Here is a 16,928-nt window from a genome sequence, read left to right as displayed (position 1 = left end):
TGTCTATCAAACGAAATTCTATAGGATAGTTACTAAGACCAACTACTTTCTGAATCATTCATCAAATCCAGGACGAATAAACAGATTATAGTTCGGAGCCAATGTTAAAAGTTGATTTCTAGCTCTCTCCAAAAGGACTAATAGTTCTAAAATTGAATCTTGCTCGTCTTCCATTATTTCTAGGATTTTACGCCATGCCTGCATACTTCTTTCAATTGCGATCATGGCAACCTTGGCTGAACCATTATAGCTTTTTTCAGAGTCGGGATAATCTTCCCAGAACTTTCCGGAAAAATCGTTCAGAACTCTCTTGGATTTAACATGAATGAAAAAGAGATACCATTGTATTACTTCAAGTGCATTTTCTAGATGAACACGTTGCATTTTCGCGATAAAAGGAGTGATAACTCCAAGCTGTTCTTGGTGAGCCAATTCCTGCAAATACCCCTTGGTTTTGGAAGAATCAAGCCAATCTTTGCCTGCAAGCAAATACTTATCTGTAACCACACAGAGAGGATGTTCATCCAGCTTATTTTCTTCTAGTTCTACGGAAGTATCATTCTTACTTTCTTCGACTATTTTTTCAATGTCGATACCTTGCTCTTCTGCCATTGCCCGTAGCATGACCAGTGTTTCCTTAAAATTTTCTGATATGAAATTCCAAAAATCCTCGGGAGACTTCAAATCTGCTTTTTGTTCACGTTCAAAGACACTGCATCTAGCAGTAAAAGCACATTTCTCGCACCATCGGTCACACCAATTATAAATTCCTGAAATAAGAGTTGAATCGCCAATACTCATGTTTTATCGAAAAAAATGAATTGGTTTAAGATATAAAACATTTATGAAATAAACTGACCTAAACATTACTAAACCCAAGAGACTAATTTCCAAATGCTCACAAAAAAACCGCCTCTATCAAGGCGGTTTTCAATAATTAGAATTTGCATGTTATTTATACAAACCATTAAACAACATCTTAAATGTACCATGCGATTGTGCTCTGAAGGTAATCTCAGGACCAAAGGCGTAGAACTTACCTTTTCCGATCTCAGCTTCGAAAGCTGTAACTCCATTTTTCAGGTAGGATTGTCCCCAAGCCCATCCACTTCGGAGTGGCTCCTCTTCACCAAACCAAGCAATCGCCTTTACTTTCATATTTCCTGCATTTGGAGCAAGGTTGAAAACTGGACTTCTATTGAACATGATATAGGCACTCTCGCCCATACCATAGTTAATAGGCACAGTGTTGTCTACATGCATTTCCAGTACTGAACCTGGCACATAGTATTTCTCTCCGCTTAGCGATCTAGCCTCTCCATCAGCTCCAACCTCAACCAACGCATCTTCCACAGGCAGGCCAAGATGAAAAGCCAAATCAGTTGCAGAACCGACAGAAATAACCTCTCCACCATCCTCGATGAATTTCTTAATCTGAGGAACCGATTCCTCTGCAGTAAAGCTGCCTAACATATGTCGATACTTCTCATCGATTTCCTCCGGCTTAGGTTGTGATCTCGAATACCCTCTAGAACCTGCACTTGGAATTCCAGAACTAATGAACAACATCACATCGTATTTGTCTTTCAAATCGCCCGCATTGATTTCCTCCGGAAAAACCAACTGGTACTCGAAGTGGAATTTCTCCATCATCCAACGAACCCAGCCTGAAGGCATAGATCCACCATAATAATCATACAAGCCAATTCGTGCTGGCTGAATCTGGGTAGCGTTTTTTGGCATAGAAGCAGGCACAGGATACACACCATATTCTTTCGCTGCCATTTCCAGCTCCTTTTTACCACCACTTACGTAGAAAGAGCCCGTAGGCAATCCATCTATCATTGAAGTAGTTCTGTACACTTTCACTTTTGCTTTAAGCAAATCATTCACGGCCATGAAGCTATTGTTGTTTCTGGCATCCAGCAAATAGCCGGATCCATTCGCTAGAGATTTTGCTGGTGGAGACTGAATCTCTCCATAGGGAATTCGCTCAAATGGGCCATCAAAACCTTCATACATCTTATCCACTTCCACACCCATCTGCATTGCTAAAGTCCAACCAGCTGCATCATAAGGACGGATTGGAGGCCCGCCTGGGTAAAGAAAATCATTTGGATGATCTTGTGGTTCGAACATATCAATCACGTGGGGACGGAATGCCTGAGCAGTTTTTACTATAAATGAATTGGCTGGATAGGTTTTACCATTTACAGTAAACTCCTCTGTAGCTTTTTCCACCAAAATACCTGACTTGATCAATGCATTCATAAACTTCACGGCCGTTGGAAAATCCGGCTGATCTGCAGAGAGAATATAACCTCTAGGATCCCGATTAGCAGGATCTTTATAGACAGAGTCGTAGAATTGTGTCGGAAATCTTGATCTATTGCTATTCTCATCTCCCTTGCTTTTCTGAGCTTCTTTGAATGCATCTTCAACAGCTTGTGCATATTTAGGATACATAGTCCAATTATCCTGACTCCCCTTATCAATAGACTTTCTACCCATCAGGTAGATATTCATTAATAACTCATCTCCGTGACGAACGGCATGATTAAAAATCGCGTAGTTCAAAGAAACTGAGTAATCAATCGACTGTCTAAAATGCCATTCCTGCGGAGTTACTGGGTACGGCGTTCCGTTATTCGGAATCAAACGCTCTGGAACCAAAGGTATCTCCATAGGAGTTGGGTTGCCTATAATCTCGGTCAGAATTCCGATAATGTTATGATAGTAAGGCGTAGTACGCAAGCCACCATTCCACCAAGTGGAAAAAACTGATCCATCTAGTCTGGTATAGCCTGGCCGATCTTCTTGGTGCATTCTATTGATCATCGCTGCACCAACGGCGTCAAGGCTAGTGATGATCAAGGGATCAAAGACATGATTGAAAGGATCCCGGTAAGGAGGTCCTGCCACTACGGTTCCTGCTGGTCCAGTCTGATGGTGATTGTAAATTACCTGAGGAATCCACTCTACATACTGCTGAAGTGACATATTAGCCGCTTCACTCATATTATTCATGTAGAAATCACGATTGTTATCATGTCCTACATATTTCTGATAAAGAATTGGAATATTTTGGTCACGCTCCTTTGGATCATCTTTTCTCATGTACCAGTCAGACATGATTTCCATGCCATCAGGATTTGCGTGCACTAGTAAAATGATTACCTCGTCCAGGATTTTCAGGGTCTCCGCATCATCCCGTGAGGCTAATTGGTACAGGGTTTCAATCAACTGATGAGGGCCTACGACTTCATTTGCATGTAATCCTCCATCAATCCAGATCACTGGTTTTCCTTCTACAGAAAGTTTTTCAGCCTCTTCTCTCGAAATTTCTGCATGGGCGAGAGTCTGCGAAATCTCTTTGTATCTATCAAGCTTTTCAAAGTTCGCTGGAGCAGTCACGATCATCATAGGCTGAGATCTTCCATATTCGGTCTTGCCAATTTCAAGCATTTTCACCCGATCACTTGCATCGGCTACTTTCTTGAAGTAAGCCTCAGTCTGGGTAAAATTGGCAAGCTGATAATCATCTCCTATATCAAAGCCAAAATGGGACTTGGGAGTTGGTACATTCTGTGCAAATACCCCAAAGGAAAAGAGTAGTAGAAGAACAGTTAGAGTAGTTTTTAATCTCATAAAGATATGGGTTGGTCTATTAGCTGTCTAAAATAGCATGAAAAAAAGAGGCTAACGCCGTAGGAAAGTCTCTTTTCACTATATTTTACAGGACTGGAGGATAAAAGCCATAAGCTAATCGATAGTGGAAAACAAAGCCCTACATCTAACATATAAAATCTCAGGTTGCTCGCTTTTTGAAGCAATTCTTGGTTTGTCAACAATTTCTATTGCCTTAAACCCTATACTGTTTCCACTTTTTTGGCAATAAAGTGCTAAAAGCATCTTACGACTTAGTGAGGTTAAGAATTATGACCGCTTCGGTCTTTCGTCCGAGTAAGCAAAGAAATTTTGGTGCTGACAAGATTATGGATAACCAGATTCATTATTTATCAAATCCATTTTCACCTACCTCAGGTATTTATCTTTGACTTAATAGTAATGAAATTCAAAATATTCTATTGAATCATCCTTAGTCACCATAGCCATCCATTCAAAAATCACTACTTTTGATCTTAAATCCATTCCAAACCTTTCCCGAAAAAAACAACTAACCATGTCCGAGGTTAAAATCTTTTCAGGCACTAATAGCCAATCACTTGCAGAAAAAGTAGCTAAAAACTATGGTAAAAAGCTAGGCGACCTTACACTTTCTAAATTCAGCGACGGCGAACTATCGCCAAGTTTCAATGAATCTATTAGAGGGTGTACAGTATTTTTGGTACAAAGTACCACCCCACCAAGCGACAACCTTTTGGAGCTTTGCCTGATGATAGACGCAGCCAAAAGGGCCAGTGCATATAAAGTATGTGCTGTTATTCCCTATTTCGGATATGCTCGGCAAGACAGGAAGGACAGACCAAGAGTATCAATTGCAGCTAAAGCGATCGCAAACATGATCACTTCAGCAGGAGCAGATCGAATCATGACCTGCGACCTACACGCGGGACAAATTCAAGGTTTTTTTGATATACCTTTGGATCATTTGAATGGATCAGCTATTTTTGTGCCCTATTTGAATTCGCTAAGGCTCCCAGATATGATTTTCGCATCTCCAGATGTGGGAGGAGTAGCAAGAGCAAGGGCTTATGCTAAGCATTTTGAAGTAGAAATGGTGGTCTGTGATAAGCACAGAAAAAGAGCCAACGAGATTGCTTCAATGCAAGTAATCGGTGATGTAGAGGGAAAAGATGTGATTCTCGTCGATGATTTGGTAGATACTGCAGGCACGCTCTGCAAAGCAGCCGAAATGGTCATGGAGAAGGGAGCTAATTCAGTAAGAGCCATTGCAACACATGGAGTACTTTCAGGAAAAGCATACGAAAACATCGAAAACTCAATGTTGGAAGAGCTGGTAATCACTGATACCATCAGCCCGAAGCAACAATCATCAAAAATCAAAGTATTGACAGTCGCTGACCTATTCGCAAAGGCAATTCATGCCGTGACAGGAAATACTTCTATCAGTTCTTTGTTTATCTAAGAACCAATATTATTAAAAATACAATATGAAATCGAGCTTGGAAAAGCATCTCAAGGAGGGATGTAATCCATAATGCGAGATTCCATATGACAATTAAAAATCAATAATTACATATGAAAAATCTAGAGATTATAGGGTTTAAAAGAGCAAATCTCGACAGCGCCAGTCTTTCTGAATTGAGAGAATCAGGTAATGTTCCCTGCGTGGTTTACGGACCTGGTATCAAAGAGCAGATTCACTTCTACTCTCCAATCATCCTTTTCAGAGAATTGATTTATACTCCTGAAGTTCACATGGTTGCTTTGAATATCGAAGGAACTATCATCAAGGCTGTATTGAAAGATGCGCAGTTTCACCCAGTAAGTGAGGCACTTCTTCACGCTGACTTCGTAGCTTATGCTGAAGACAAGCCGATTAAGTTTGAGATCCCTGTGAAAGTATCAGGAAGCTCTCCAGGACTTGCTAAAGGTGGTAAATTAGAATTAAAAACTAGAGTATTGAAGGTGAAAGGTCTTGCAAAAGATTTCCCTGACGTTATCCCTGTTGATATTTCTAAACTTGATTTGGGTAAATCGTTCAAAGTTGAAGACCTAAGTGTAGAAGGCTTTGAAATTCTTACAAATCCTAACGTCTCTATCGTGACTATTGGTATTCCAAGAGCACTTAGAGGCAAAAAAGGCGGAGACGAAGAATAGAACTTCCCTCTTATTCATTCAAAATCCTGCCCATAACTGGGCAGGATTTTTTATTTTCAAGCCAGATAGCTATAAAAGATGAAATTGAACAAGACTCAAGCATCACACAGAGAGATGATTAGTAAGACCTGTGAGATTCCCCGTCCAACAGGTGTCAGCCAAGCTGGCATATGACCTATAAAAATCAATTATAAAGCATATGAAATACTTAATCATAGGCCTTGGGAACATAGGTCCAGAATACGAACTCACTAGGCACAACATTGGATTTTTGACTGTGGATAGACTTGCCGATGCGAATCAATGCTCCTGGAAAAGTGATCGCTTTGCTTTCAAAACAGAATTCAAATACAAAGGCAGAACAATTCACCTGATCAAGCCAACCACTTACATGAATCTAAGCGGAAAGGCTATGAACTATTGGATGAAAGAGCTACAAATTTCCAAAGAAAACACCCTTGTATTGGTAGATGATGTAGCCATTCCCTTCGGAAAACTTCGCATGAAACCAAAAGGAAGTGCTGCAGGTCACAATGGTCTAAAAAACATCGAAGAACTTACAGGAGGTCAAAACTACCCAAGGTTGAGAATGGGAATAGGAGACGACTTTCCTAAAGGAAGACAAGTCGATTTTGTGTTAGGCAAATTCACTTCTGACGAATTCTCTGAATTGCCTTCAATCATGGATAAAGCAATAGAAATGACGCTCAGCTTTTGCTCTATCGGAGTGGATCGCACCATGAATCAATTTAATGACTGATTAATATGTATATCCGCTTTTCTACCAGTAAGGTGGCAAAAGCAATGTAGGATATGTTAAATTTAAGACCCGACATCGGACATCGGTCATCGGTCTCCCAACTTGATAAGCAAAGATTCTCAGTTGACTGGCATCATTGCATAGTCATATTGATTAAATAAGATTTGGATTTCCCCAAATCTAGGTCTTTCTTTGCATCACTTCAGGCAACTGATTTATAAAGAAGAGGCGAGAGATTAGGCTCTATGACCCTCTGGCAACCATCCCGAAACGGAGAACGGTGCCAAATCCTACCCTTTGCGGAACTATAGATTGGCTTACTTCACAAATAATCCCTTTTAGTTCGTTGACCGCCTCAGGGTTTGATTTTCTCAAATCTGCTTGATTAGTATCGTATTAATTTAAACTGATCAACAATGAGTAAGCATTTCGAAACGAATTCTATTCGGATTTCTCCATCAAAGTCCAGCCAACGAGAGCATTCTGCTCCTATTTACCTTACATCCAGTTTTACTTTTGATTCAGCAGAGGAAGCAAGAGCCACTTTTGCAGATGAAATAGACGGAAATATTTATTCCCGATATGCCAATCCAAATTCCAGTGATTTGATCGAAAAGGTCTGCGCTGCCGAGGGAACTGAAGATGGGTTTGCGACTGCTTCAGGTATGGCCGCAATGTTTGGAAGTATTGCCGCACTACTTCAGCAAGGAGATCATGTACTAGCTGCTCGATCCCTTTTTGGATCGACTCATCAGTTGTTGACAAGAGTATTTCCGAAGTGGGGAATCACCTCGACTTATGGAGATATTTCTGATTATTTAAATTGGGACAAACTTATTCAGCCCAATACCAAAATGCTTTTCATCGAAACTCCATCCAATCCAGGTTTGGAGATAATCGATTTGGAATGGGCTGGAAAATTCGCAGCAGCTCATAATCTGATCTTAGTAGTGGACAATTGCTTTGCTTCTCCCTACCTACAGCAACCTACTAAATGGGGTGCTCATATTGTTACCCATAGCGCAACCAAATACATTGATGGGCAAGGAAGAGTGCTTGGAGGTTTGATTCTGGGCAAAGCTGATTTGATGAAAGAAGTCCAGTTTTTCGCCAGACATACTGGCCCGGCTATTTCTCCATTCAACGCCTGGATCCTTGCTAAAAGCATGGAAACCCTTGGACTAAGAATGGATAGACACTGCAGCAATGCACTTAAAACAGCGGAGTACTTCGAAGGAAATCCGGAATTGCTTGCCGTCAAATACCCTTTCCTAAAATCTCATCCACAGTACGAAATAGCCAAAAAACAAATGAGTCAGGGTGGCGGAGTGATTACGTTGGATCTAAAAGGTGGAGTCCAGCGGGCTCAGCGATTTATTGATAAGCTGCAGATGATTTCCATCACTGCTAATCTTGGTGACAGCCGCAGCATAGTCACACATCCAGCATCAACTACGCACAGCAAACTTTCACCTGAAGAAAGAGCTCAAGTTGGGATATCAGACGGATTGGTAAGGTTATCTGTAGGTTTGGAGCACTACGAAGACATCATACAAGATGTGGAGAGAGCGATTGATTTATCAAAGTAAGAAATCATAGAATTAACAAGGTCACATCTTGCTTCTGGAGAAGCAGGAGAACCTTCTATTGCGTTCTCTGCAAACCTCTGGGGACACAGTAGTTAATAAGCCAAAAAAATGCCCCCATTGAGATTCTAATCAATGAGGGCATTCCCACTTTCAACCAATCTTATTTTTTCTACCAAGTGGTGTGTTTCAGTGTGGGAAATGCTCGAATTACATCACTCAAACTGATCTGCCCTAATAATCTTCCATCCTTCATCACAGGAAATCTCCGGATTTTGTGCTCTAAAAATTGGGATGCCGCATCAAAAATTGATAAATCAGGGGACAGAGTCAGTACATCCACCGACATGTGCTCGCTTACTTTTGCCGGAAATTTCGGAGTGTTAGTGTACTTACCTTTAATAATCTCCTTGAGGCAATCAACTTCCGAAATAATACCTACTAGAGCTCCTGATGCATCGATCACAGGTGCTCCTGATATTTTCTTTTTGGTAAGTACTTCCATCACTTGATCAATCGTATCATCAGGCCTGAAAGTAATCAAGCTGGTACTCATGTATTCTTTAACAAGAATTTGTGGAATTGGGGCCTTTTTGGGTTCCGCCATTCTGACCCCTTGATAACTTTTTACCATAAAATAAAAATTAAGGATGAAAGAATAATTTACCGATAATAGATTACAAGTAAAAATTATAATCTAAATAAGTTAATAAATCGATACTATATTTTCAAAACCACGCGCTGTTCGAAACATTATCGAAGCTTATTTTCTAGATATAAGAAAGGGTTCCAGTTATTCTTGGGGCCTTTATAGAGGTCATCAAATTCAAATGCACCGACAACAAGATCAATATCACCATCCAAATCGGTATCGCCTGAAGTCATCGTTAGCCAATTTCCCTGATAGCTTTCGCTCATCACATATGGCTTAAAATCGCCAATCTTTTCCTGTCTAAAGTAAATCAAACTCTGCTGTGGTGCTTTTAATTCTGCTGGAAAAAAAGAGAGCACAAAGAAATCCTGATCTCCGTCTCCATCAAAATCGCCAATCTCAATTCCACTAGCTCCATACATGGGATAAAACCAAGACTCTTCAAATTCATTATCGCCATTGTTTAAAAAAACATGAACACCATGAAAATTTTTAAGTATCTGGGACAAATCAGCATTATCTCCATTCACTATAACGATGTCTTTGTGGCCATCTTGATTTACATCTTCAAATCTAAAATCGCTGGATCCAAAAGCTGGCTGGAAACGAAGTAAAGACTTCTCCCTGAATTGTCCTTCTCCCTCATTTAACCAAACATAAACACCTTCTTGAGCCTGCGCTATCAGCCCCAACACATCCAAATCCCCATCCTGATCAAAATCTACAGCAAGTGTACGTCTTGCCCCAGGAACAGCTTTGAGAATCGTTTCCTTAGCACCAGAAGATCCAGAAAGGTAAATACTCAGCTTTCCAAGATGATCACCAAATTGAGAGACCACCCTATCCCGCTCACCATCTCCATTCCAATCCGCCACAGCTAAATTCACAGGACGGATTAGTTTCGTCAGCAGCTCTGCACTTTCCCAGGCACTTCCAACATTCAAAAAGCGCTGCACTTTCCCCAAGGTATCAGTAGACGGATCCATCCTACCCATAGTCAAAAGCTCAAAAGAATCGTCCTGGCTCCAAATAATGTCCACTGGTGCCACTTCTGTGGAAATAGAGTCTTTGACGGCAAAGCTATTTTGAGAATCTATGATATAAAGGGCTTGCAAGCGATCTCCAAGCCATAAATCTCCAGTTCTAGGGTGCACCCTTAGCATAGTTGATAAGTTTCCTTTTATTCGGGAAAACTCTGGTCTAGTAACTTCAAATCCTGGAATTCCAGTTTTTGGCATTTCCTTATCAGCCTGCGGAAGAGGGTTTTCTGGCGCATTTTCTAAGTAATAGGCATAAATTTTCTCCCAGTCTTTACTCCGGATCAATTGAGTCTGGGAATAAACTTCGGGCGGCACCCCAAGATCCTCTGGCAATGGCTGCCCGAAATCTTCCGGTAAAGTCAACCCCATACGCTTGCGCATGTCTGGAAGCACCTTATTCTCCCAAGTTTTCTTGTCCAAAATTTCAGGCTCTGGCTTTATGTGGCAAGCAGCGCAGTAGGCATTGGCAAGTTGCTCTCCGTCTAGATTCAAATCCATACTAGCCAACCTTTCCAATGAAGGAGGTGGTTGCTTTCTCTCCGAAATCGGACCGCAGGAAAAACCCAGCACAAGAAAACTCAACACAAGGAGGTTTCTCAACTTCATTCCTTAATTACCTCCAAAAATTGATTTACAACTTTTTGATCTATCCTTAGATGATGAGTGAAGGATTTAGGATCATCTGAAAACGACAGTTCATGATTAACAAATTCGTTTGATGAAGGTACCCAAGTCTTACACGAAGCATGGATTTCCCTTAAGTACCCTAATTTGTTCAGCTCCAAAACATGTTCTGGCTTAGTCCCTCCACCAGGCATGATACTAATTCTTTCTTGTGCTTTTGCAAGTAACTGATTGAGCGTATCCAACCCCTCTGTTACAGAGTTTTTCCCGCCCGAAGTCAAAATACGATCAAAGCCACAAGCAATAATTTTCTCCAAGGAATCAAAGTAATCAGCCGAGGCATCAAAAGCACGATGAAAAGTACAAGGTTTTCCAGAGGCTGCCCGCAATAAAGATTTGCAAGAGTCCATATCCACAAACCCTTGATTGTCCAACACTCCAAATACGAAGCCATCTGCACCTTGTTCGCCCAGCAACTCGATGTCCCGCTTCATCACCATCAATTCCTTCTGAGAATAAGCAAAGTCACCACCTCTAGGGCGAATCATCACGAATACAGGGATGTCAATCTCCGTTTTCAAAAACTTGAGCATGCCTGCACTTGGCGTCTCCCCTCCCTCAGGAAAATTGGCACATAGCTCCAGTCGATCAACTCCAAATTGAGCGGCATCCATGGCTGCCTCCACATTGAAAACTGGAGATTCTAGAATTATTTTACTCATCCTTTGTTGAAATGGGAGCCTGAGTCAATCATTACATTGCTTTGAAGCGTCGCTTGCGCAAAATTGAAACCTGGGTGCACGGCATAAGCGCCTACTTCACCTTCTTTATTCATAGCTAAGAAACCGGCTTGAATATCTTTAATGTCCTTGCTGTTTTTGGCAATCAAGCGCTTTACAGCTTCTTCACAAGCTTCCTGAGGAGTTCTACCCTGTCTCATCAATTCCACAATCAGGAAACTTCCACAAATCCGAATGATCGATTCTCCAAGGCCAGTTGCTGTAGCTGCTCCCACTTCATTATCCACAAACAATCCTGCTCCGATGATCGGGCTATCCCCCACTCTTCCGTGCATTTTGTAGGAAAGTCCACTTGTAGTGCAACTTCCCGCCATATTGCCTTTTGCATCCATTCCAATCATCCCAATTGTATCGTGATTTTCAATATTGATCACAGGTTTGTATTGGCTCGTTTCTTTCCATTTCAAATAAGCTTTTTCCGCCGCAGGGCTCAACTCCTCCTTTTCTATAGGGAAGCCTTCTGCAATAGCCAACTGTCGCGCACCTTCACCTACGATCATCACGTGAGGTGTTTTTTCCATGACTACTCTAGCCAAGGAAATGGGATGCTTCACTTGTCTGACGAAAGCTACTGCTCCGCAAGCGCCATCACCTGACATGATAGAAGCATCAAGCGTAGTAATTCCTTCTCTATCGGGCAGACCTTGCAATCCAACTGATAAGTTACTGAGATCCAATTCGGTGTCTTTAACGCCAGTTTCGACAGCATCAATTATACTTCCTCCAGATTTGAGTTTTTCTACAGCGGCAGCATTTGCCGGCAAGCCGTGATTCCATGTGGAGAGAATAAGAGGTTTTTCTCCTTTAAAAAGAGAAGACGATTTTGCTTCAGCGATACTAGATACTCCAGGTATAAATAAGGCAGACCCCATTAAGGATTGCTTGATAAACTTTCTTCTTTGTGACATTAGACTTAATTTAGAATCAGGCCTCAAATTATTAAAATTGAAGCTAAATAAGCTTACCATCCTTCATTTCATTTAAAATCAAGTCATAAATATGATTAACCAATATGATTTCATCAACTTAATTTTCTTTGATTAGACGGACGGAAGACCGGAGACCGAAACAGCGTCAATACTTAATTTCAACATATTCTTTGATGCTTTTGCACCTTTTTTGGCACAATAGCAGACACATAAAAACATAAACAAATGAAACCCTACCTACTCGCAGAATCCAACTGGAAAACTCTTGAAAATCATCGTTTTGAATTGGCAGTTTTACCTTGGGGAGCCACTGAAGCCCATAATTACCACATGCCTTATGGCACCGATGTGTATGAGGCAGATGCTGTGGCAAGTGAGTCTGGGAGAAAAGCCTGGGAAAAGGGAGCCAATGTTACCATCATGCCCACGATTCCTTTTGGGGTCAACACTGGGCAATCAGATATTTATTTGGATATCAATCTAAACCCTAGCACACAGCTGATGATTCTCAGAGACATTATTACAGTTTTAGATAGACAGGGAACGAAGAAACTTTTGATCGTAAACAGTCACGGGGGAAATGACTTCAAAACGATGCTGCGCGAGCTTGGGCTGCAGTTTCCCGATATGATGCTTTTCACCTGCAACTGGTTTCAGGCATTAGACAAGAAAAGGTACTTTGAGGAAATGGGAGATCATGCGGATGAAATGGAAACTTCCATCATCATGCATTTGCATCCTGAATTGGTGTTGCCGCTGGAGCAAGCCGGAGACGGGGCGGAAAAGAAATCATCAATTAAAGGTATTCAGGAAAAATGGGCTTGGGCTGAGCGCAAATGGTCTGAGGTAACAGCTGATACCGGAATAGGTAATCCAAAAAAATCCTCCCCAGAAAAAGGGAGGAAATATTTTGAAGATGTTACCGATAAAGTTGCGGAGCTGATGGTGGATATCTGCGAGGCAAAGGCTGGGGAAATGTATAAGTGAATAAAGCCCAGTTTACTTCCCGCAGATATTCGTAGATAGAACTCTTAGATCGACGCAGATGTGTTTTTCTATCAACTTAGTAAAACATAATTTATGAAAATCTGCGCTTTTGATCAGCGGAAATCTACGGGGAAATATATTGTGAAATCAATCCAAAGAATTCATATCCACAGCTTTCATATTCCCCTTGTAGTCTTGCAACTGAATCCCCTTGACCCCATTTGGAAGTATGATTTGTCTTCCTGATTGGGATAAGAATCCAGATCCAAGACTAGTTTCGATTCGCTGTATTTGACCATTTTCCAATTCCAAGATCACAGCCATCACATCCTGTCCTGGAGTGATAGATCTATTTACTTGGTTATTTTTATGCTCGAACATCAAAAGTTTTCCGCGATTCTGGGATGCTATCAACAATTGTTCTCCTTGAGCAGATGCTAGTTTCACCAAGGCTTTCCCATCACCAGGAACCACAAACCCACTTTCCTGAGAGCTCATTGGTGTAAACTCACCTTTTCCATCTCCCAATAACACCAAACCTAGGTGCGCGTCAAGTCGACCTACAAAAATCTCATTACCGTAGTCGTTACCAATCATTACTACATCTAAATAGCCATCTCCATTTACATCTTCAGAAGTGAGTCCATTTACCGGGGCGATCTGAGCTAAAGTTGGCAGCCTTTTTACTTCAAATTTCCCATTGCCGAGATTCTCTATGTATGCGGTTTTATCATAATTCCCCGTCAGTATTAAGGCCTCCTCTTTTTCTTTATCAGTAAATAAAGAACTCTCAGTACTTAATGCATACAGTTTATACCGCTCAAATTTCCTTCTGAACATAGGGCTTTGTCCATATAAATCTCCCCAAAAATGACTTGGGAATGAGTTATAATTACCCTCACGGTCTTTGTAGTAGGCAAAAGTAATCGGGTCAACACTCCCGTTATTATCAAAGTCCTTAGCGTAGATTTTAACAGGTCTTTCAGCTGTTGGATGGTGCGAGTTGTTTTCTCCAAGATTTCCTACCACAAAGTCGGTATCTCCATCCTGATCAAAATCACCTGAAGTGATGGAATTCCACCAGCCTAGATAATTCTCTAGTCCTGTATTCCCAAGTTTGGTCAGTTTTTCTCCAGAGTTCTTGAAGACCGAAATTTCCATCAATTCTCCAACTACCACGAGATCAACCAGGCCATCAGCATCTACATCTGACCAGATAGCATCAGTCACCATTCCCACTTTGCGAAGCCCTGGAGCAATTTCATCCGTGACGTCCTGAAGTTGTCCATTAATATTTCTAAGTAGAAAACTATTATCAGGAAGTGGATATTGAGCAACTGGTGTCCTGCCTCCGACAAACAAATCCATAAATCCATCCCCATCGAAATCGGCTCCTCGTACAGTTGATCCACTTGCTTTAACGGATGAAAAATCCTTATCTAAAGAGAAGTTTCCTTTCCCATCATTCAAAAACAAGCGATCAGAATATTCTGTAGCATCTCCCAAAAACTCATTACTTCCACCTACCAAATACAAGTCTAAATCTGAATCATTGTCGATATCAAATAAGAGTATGCCCATTTCTTCAAAGAAATTACCCTCAGCGGAAATCAAATCCTGAGCAGAAAACCCTCCATTCAAATCCTGTATAAAAACCTGCGGAGCATAGCCTGAAGCCGATCCAACTACCAGATCCTCCAACCCATCACCATTGACATCACCAGCTGCCAAACTGGGGCCGTACTGACTCAATTTATGAGGTATTACCCGCTGAATATTGAAATCCACTCGATCCTCTTCTTCATGAATGAAATCCAGACCTTTTTGGGAAGAAACTTCTGCGAAAAGCACCTCAGGGCTTTTGCTGGTGATGATAGCCAACATATTAACTCCTTGCTTTGCTTCAGAATAGCTGATTTCTAAGAGTTGATTTGATTTTACATCAGTCAACATGCTCTCCTTACCATCCTGCCAAATCACCTGAACTGATGCGATATTAGACATTTCTCCTACCCCAAAATGCATCACTTCATCAATTGAGGACATATAGCCTCGCACTACTTGCTGCTCCTGGTATAATTGGCTTCCATCAGAAAAGGAAAGTTGGACTTTGGCCCCCAGCCCTTGAGGATTAAGCGTAGATCCCTTCAATCGAAGTCTGAGGTAATTATTCTTTTGGTCTTTGTTATTAAGCGTATTTTCAAAGACAAATGCGGGATCATTGATATTATTGACAACATAATCTAAGTCGCCGTCGCCATCCAGATCAACAAATGCTGCACCATTGGAAAAAGAAGGCTTGTTAAGTCCCCAAGTACTTCCTTCGTCAGAAAAAGTCAAATCTCCATTATTCTTGTATGCGTAATTAGGGATTTTAACGATGGGAATAGAGTCTAACAATTGTCTTTTGGTAGCAATATTTCCAACATCTGCTCTGTAATTGGCAAAATCCTTATCTGTAATATCTCTAGGAAATCCATTTGTCACCAACAAATCACGATAACCATCATTATCCACATCTGCAAATAATGGCGCCCAACTCCAATCAGTTTGGTATACCCCAGCCATCATTCCTATTTCACTAAATGGCACTCCTTCACCATTATTCAGGTGTAACATATTTCGGACATATTGGTATTCATAGTCCCATTGCTCATTACTGATATAAACCTGATAAGAATTATTGCCTATAGTAGTCTTCTTCCGGTAATTATCCTCGCCGAGCATATCAAGTGTGATGATATCAGGCTTTGCATCATTGTTAAAATCAGAGATATCAGCTCCCATAGAAAACTGACTTTGATGTCTTAGTATATTTTTGGATTGGTTGGAAAAAGTACCATCCTGGTTATTTATATATAGAATATCATTTGTCACATAATCGTTGCTTACATGAATATCTGGCCAACCATCATTGTTCAAATCAGAAACCAAAACACCCAATCCATATCCCTCTATTGTTATTCCTGCTTCTATAGTAACATCGGTAAATGTACCATCCCCATTATTTCTATAAAATTTATCATTATTTACCGCCGAACCATCAGTTATTTTAAGCCTATAGTTACTAGGTACACTTCGGCTTTGTTCATTATTTAGTACATATAAATCCAGATCTCCATCCAGATCGTAATCCACAAAAGCTGCCCACATCGCGTTACCAGAATCCGCGATTCCGTAATCTGAAGCCATTTCCTTAAATGAAATATTCCCGTCAGCGTCTTTTCCTTGATTGACAAAAAGTAAATTATTCCGTTCACCCGGTCCAAGCTTCATTGCAGAAGCTACGTATACATCCATCCAGCCATCTCCATTAATATCAACGACCACTGCTCCTGTGCACCATTGATCAGGTGCCCCTATTCCTGCAGTTTCGGTTACATCGTTGAAGTTGAATTTTCCTGAATTCAAATACAGCTTATTGGGCACTTGGTTTCCTGTGAAAAATAAATCGGGAAGACCATTATTATCAAAATCCGCAACAGCTAATCCACCGCCATTGAAGATGTATTCATCCGTAAGAATATTGAATGAATCAGTTTCTAAAATGGTGTTAGTAAAATCAATACCTGTTTCATTTGGAGAAAGCAATTCAAATAAAGTAGTTTCTTTTTTGCAAGAGGAAAAAGCCAAAAGGCACAAAACCAAAAGGCTTGAGTAAGTGAACTTCATAGTAAATAGGTTGGGTACTTGGGTTGCTCTGAAATTACTATTTTTAGAGCATAAGGGAAACATATAGCCACAT

The 16,928-nt window shown here is 40.9% G+C and carries 12 protein-coding genes and 1 riboswitch; of the genes, 5 read left to right on the top strand and 7 right to left on the bottom strand.

The window, feature by feature from the left end; all coding sequences use genetic code 11:
* Positions 1 to 54 precede the first annotated feature (54 nt).
* Both AACZ87_RS06815 and AACZ87_RS06810 read right to left on the bottom strand, forming a co-directional pair.
* Complete coding sequence (locus AACZ87_RS06815; protein ID WP_339865948.1) at positions 55 to 801, bottom strand: hypothetical protein; 747 nt, start codon at positions 799 to 801, stop codon at positions 55 to 57.
* A 150-nt stretch (positions 802 to 951) separates the two neighbouring features.
* Positions 952 to 3,648 carry a M14 metallopeptidase family protein gene (locus tag AACZ87_RS06810; RefSeq protein ID WP_339865947.1) on the bottom strand — a complete coding sequence of 899 codons (2,697 nt, stop codon included), beginning with the start codon at positions 3,646 to 3,648 and terminating at the stop codon, positions 952 to 954.
* A gap of 535 nt (positions 3,649 to 4,183) precedes the next feature.
* Between AACZ87_RS06810 and AACZ87_RS06805 the strand changes: the two genes are divergently transcribed.
* The 4 genes from AACZ87_RS06805 to AACZ87_RS06790 all read left to right on the top strand — a co-directional run bounded on the left by AACZ87_RS06805 (position 4,184) and on the right by AACZ87_RS06790 (position 8,154).
* Complete coding sequence (locus AACZ87_RS06805; protein ID WP_339865946.1) at positions 4,184 to 5,110, top strand: ribose-phosphate pyrophosphokinase; 927 nt, start codon at positions 4,184 to 4,186, stop codon at positions 5,108 to 5,110.
* Positions 5,111 to 5,223: 113 nt separating this feature from the next.
* The gene (locus AACZ87_RS06800) at positions 5,224 to 5,805 is read left to right on the top strand and encodes a 50S ribosomal protein L25/general stress protein Ctc (RefSeq protein ID WP_339865945.1); all 582 of its coding nucleotides are present in this window, start codon (positions 5,224 to 5,226) and stop codon (positions 5,803 to 5,805) included.
* A gap of 199 nt (positions 5,806 to 6,004) precedes the next feature.
* Positions 6,005 to 6,565: an aminoacyl-tRNA hydrolase gene (gene pth / locus AACZ87_RS06795; protein WP_339865944.1), complete on the top strand. Its 561-nt coding sequence runs from the start codon at positions 6,005 to 6,007 to the stop codon at positions 6,563 to 6,565.
* A 212-nt stretch (positions 6,566 to 6,777) separates the two neighbouring features.
* Positions 6,778 to 6,879, top strand: a riboswitch (SAM riboswitch).
* 102 nt (positions 6,880 to 6,981) lie between these two features.
* The gene (locus AACZ87_RS06790) at positions 6,982 to 8,154 is read left to right on the top strand and encodes a PLP-dependent transferase (RefSeq protein ID WP_339865943.1); all 1,173 of its coding nucleotides are present in this window, start codon (positions 6,982 to 6,984) and stop codon (positions 8,152 to 8,154) included.
* Between the two features lie 169 nt (positions 8,155 to 8,323).
* Here AACZ87_RS06790 and AACZ87_RS06785 read toward each other — a convergent pair whose 3' ends face one another.
* From AACZ87_RS06785 to AACZ87_RS06770, 4 genes are all read right to left on the bottom strand, one after another.
* Positions 8,324 to 8,785, bottom strand: coding sequence for a CBS domain-containing protein (locus AACZ87_RS06785; protein ID WP_339865942.1), 462 nt, complete (start codon positions 8,783 to 8,785; stop codon positions 8,324 to 8,326).
* Positions 8,786 to 8,904: 119 nt separating this feature from the next.
* Positions 8,905 to 10,449, bottom strand: coding sequence for a VCBS repeat-containing protein (locus tag AACZ87_RS06780; protein ID WP_339865941.1), 1,545 nt, complete (start codon positions 10,447 to 10,449; stop codon positions 8,905 to 8,907).
* Positions 10,446 to 11,189, bottom strand: a complete 744-nt coding sequence (locus AACZ87_RS06775; RefSeq protein ID WP_339865940.1) for a copper homeostasis protein CutC — start codon at positions 11,187 to 11,189, stop codon at positions 10,446 to 10,448. The genes AACZ87_RS06780 and AACZ87_RS06775 overlap by 4 nt, the downstream gene beginning before the upstream one ends.
* On the bottom strand, positions 11,186 to 12,175 hold the full coding sequence (locus tag AACZ87_RS06770; RefSeq protein ID WP_339865939.1) for a N(4)-(beta-N-acetylglucosaminyl)-L-asparaginase: 990 nt from the start codon (positions 12,173 to 12,175) through the stop codon (positions 11,186 to 11,188). The genes AACZ87_RS06775 and AACZ87_RS06770 overlap by 4 nt, the downstream gene beginning before the upstream one ends.
* 246 nt (positions 12,176 to 12,421) lie before the next feature.
* On the opposite strand from AACZ87_RS06770, the gene AACZ87_RS06765 reads away from it, so the two are divergent.
* The gene (locus AACZ87_RS06765; RefSeq protein ID WP_339865938.1) at positions 12,422 to 13,183 is read left to right on the top strand and encodes a creatininase family protein; all 762 of its coding nucleotides are present in this window, start codon (positions 12,422 to 12,424) and stop codon (positions 13,181 to 13,183) included.
* 147 nt (positions 13,184 to 13,330) lie between these two features.
* Here AACZ87_RS06765 and AACZ87_RS06760 read toward each other — a convergent pair whose 3' ends face one another.
* Positions 13,331 to 16,855, bottom strand: a complete 3,525-nt coding sequence (locus tag AACZ87_RS06760) for a VCBS repeat-containing protein (RefSeq protein ID WP_339865937.1) — start codon at positions 16,853 to 16,855, stop codon at positions 13,331 to 13,333.
* Positions 16,856 to 16,928 lie beyond the last annotated feature (73 nt).

Origin of the sequence: uncultured Algoriphagus sp. (genome assembly GCF_963974365.1) — a bacterium.
Taxonomy (GTDB): domain Bacteria; phylum Bacteroidota; class Bacteroidia; order Cytophagales; family Cyclobacteriaceae; genus Algoriphagus.
This window is presented reverse-complemented; position numbering and strand designations above follow the sequence as displayed.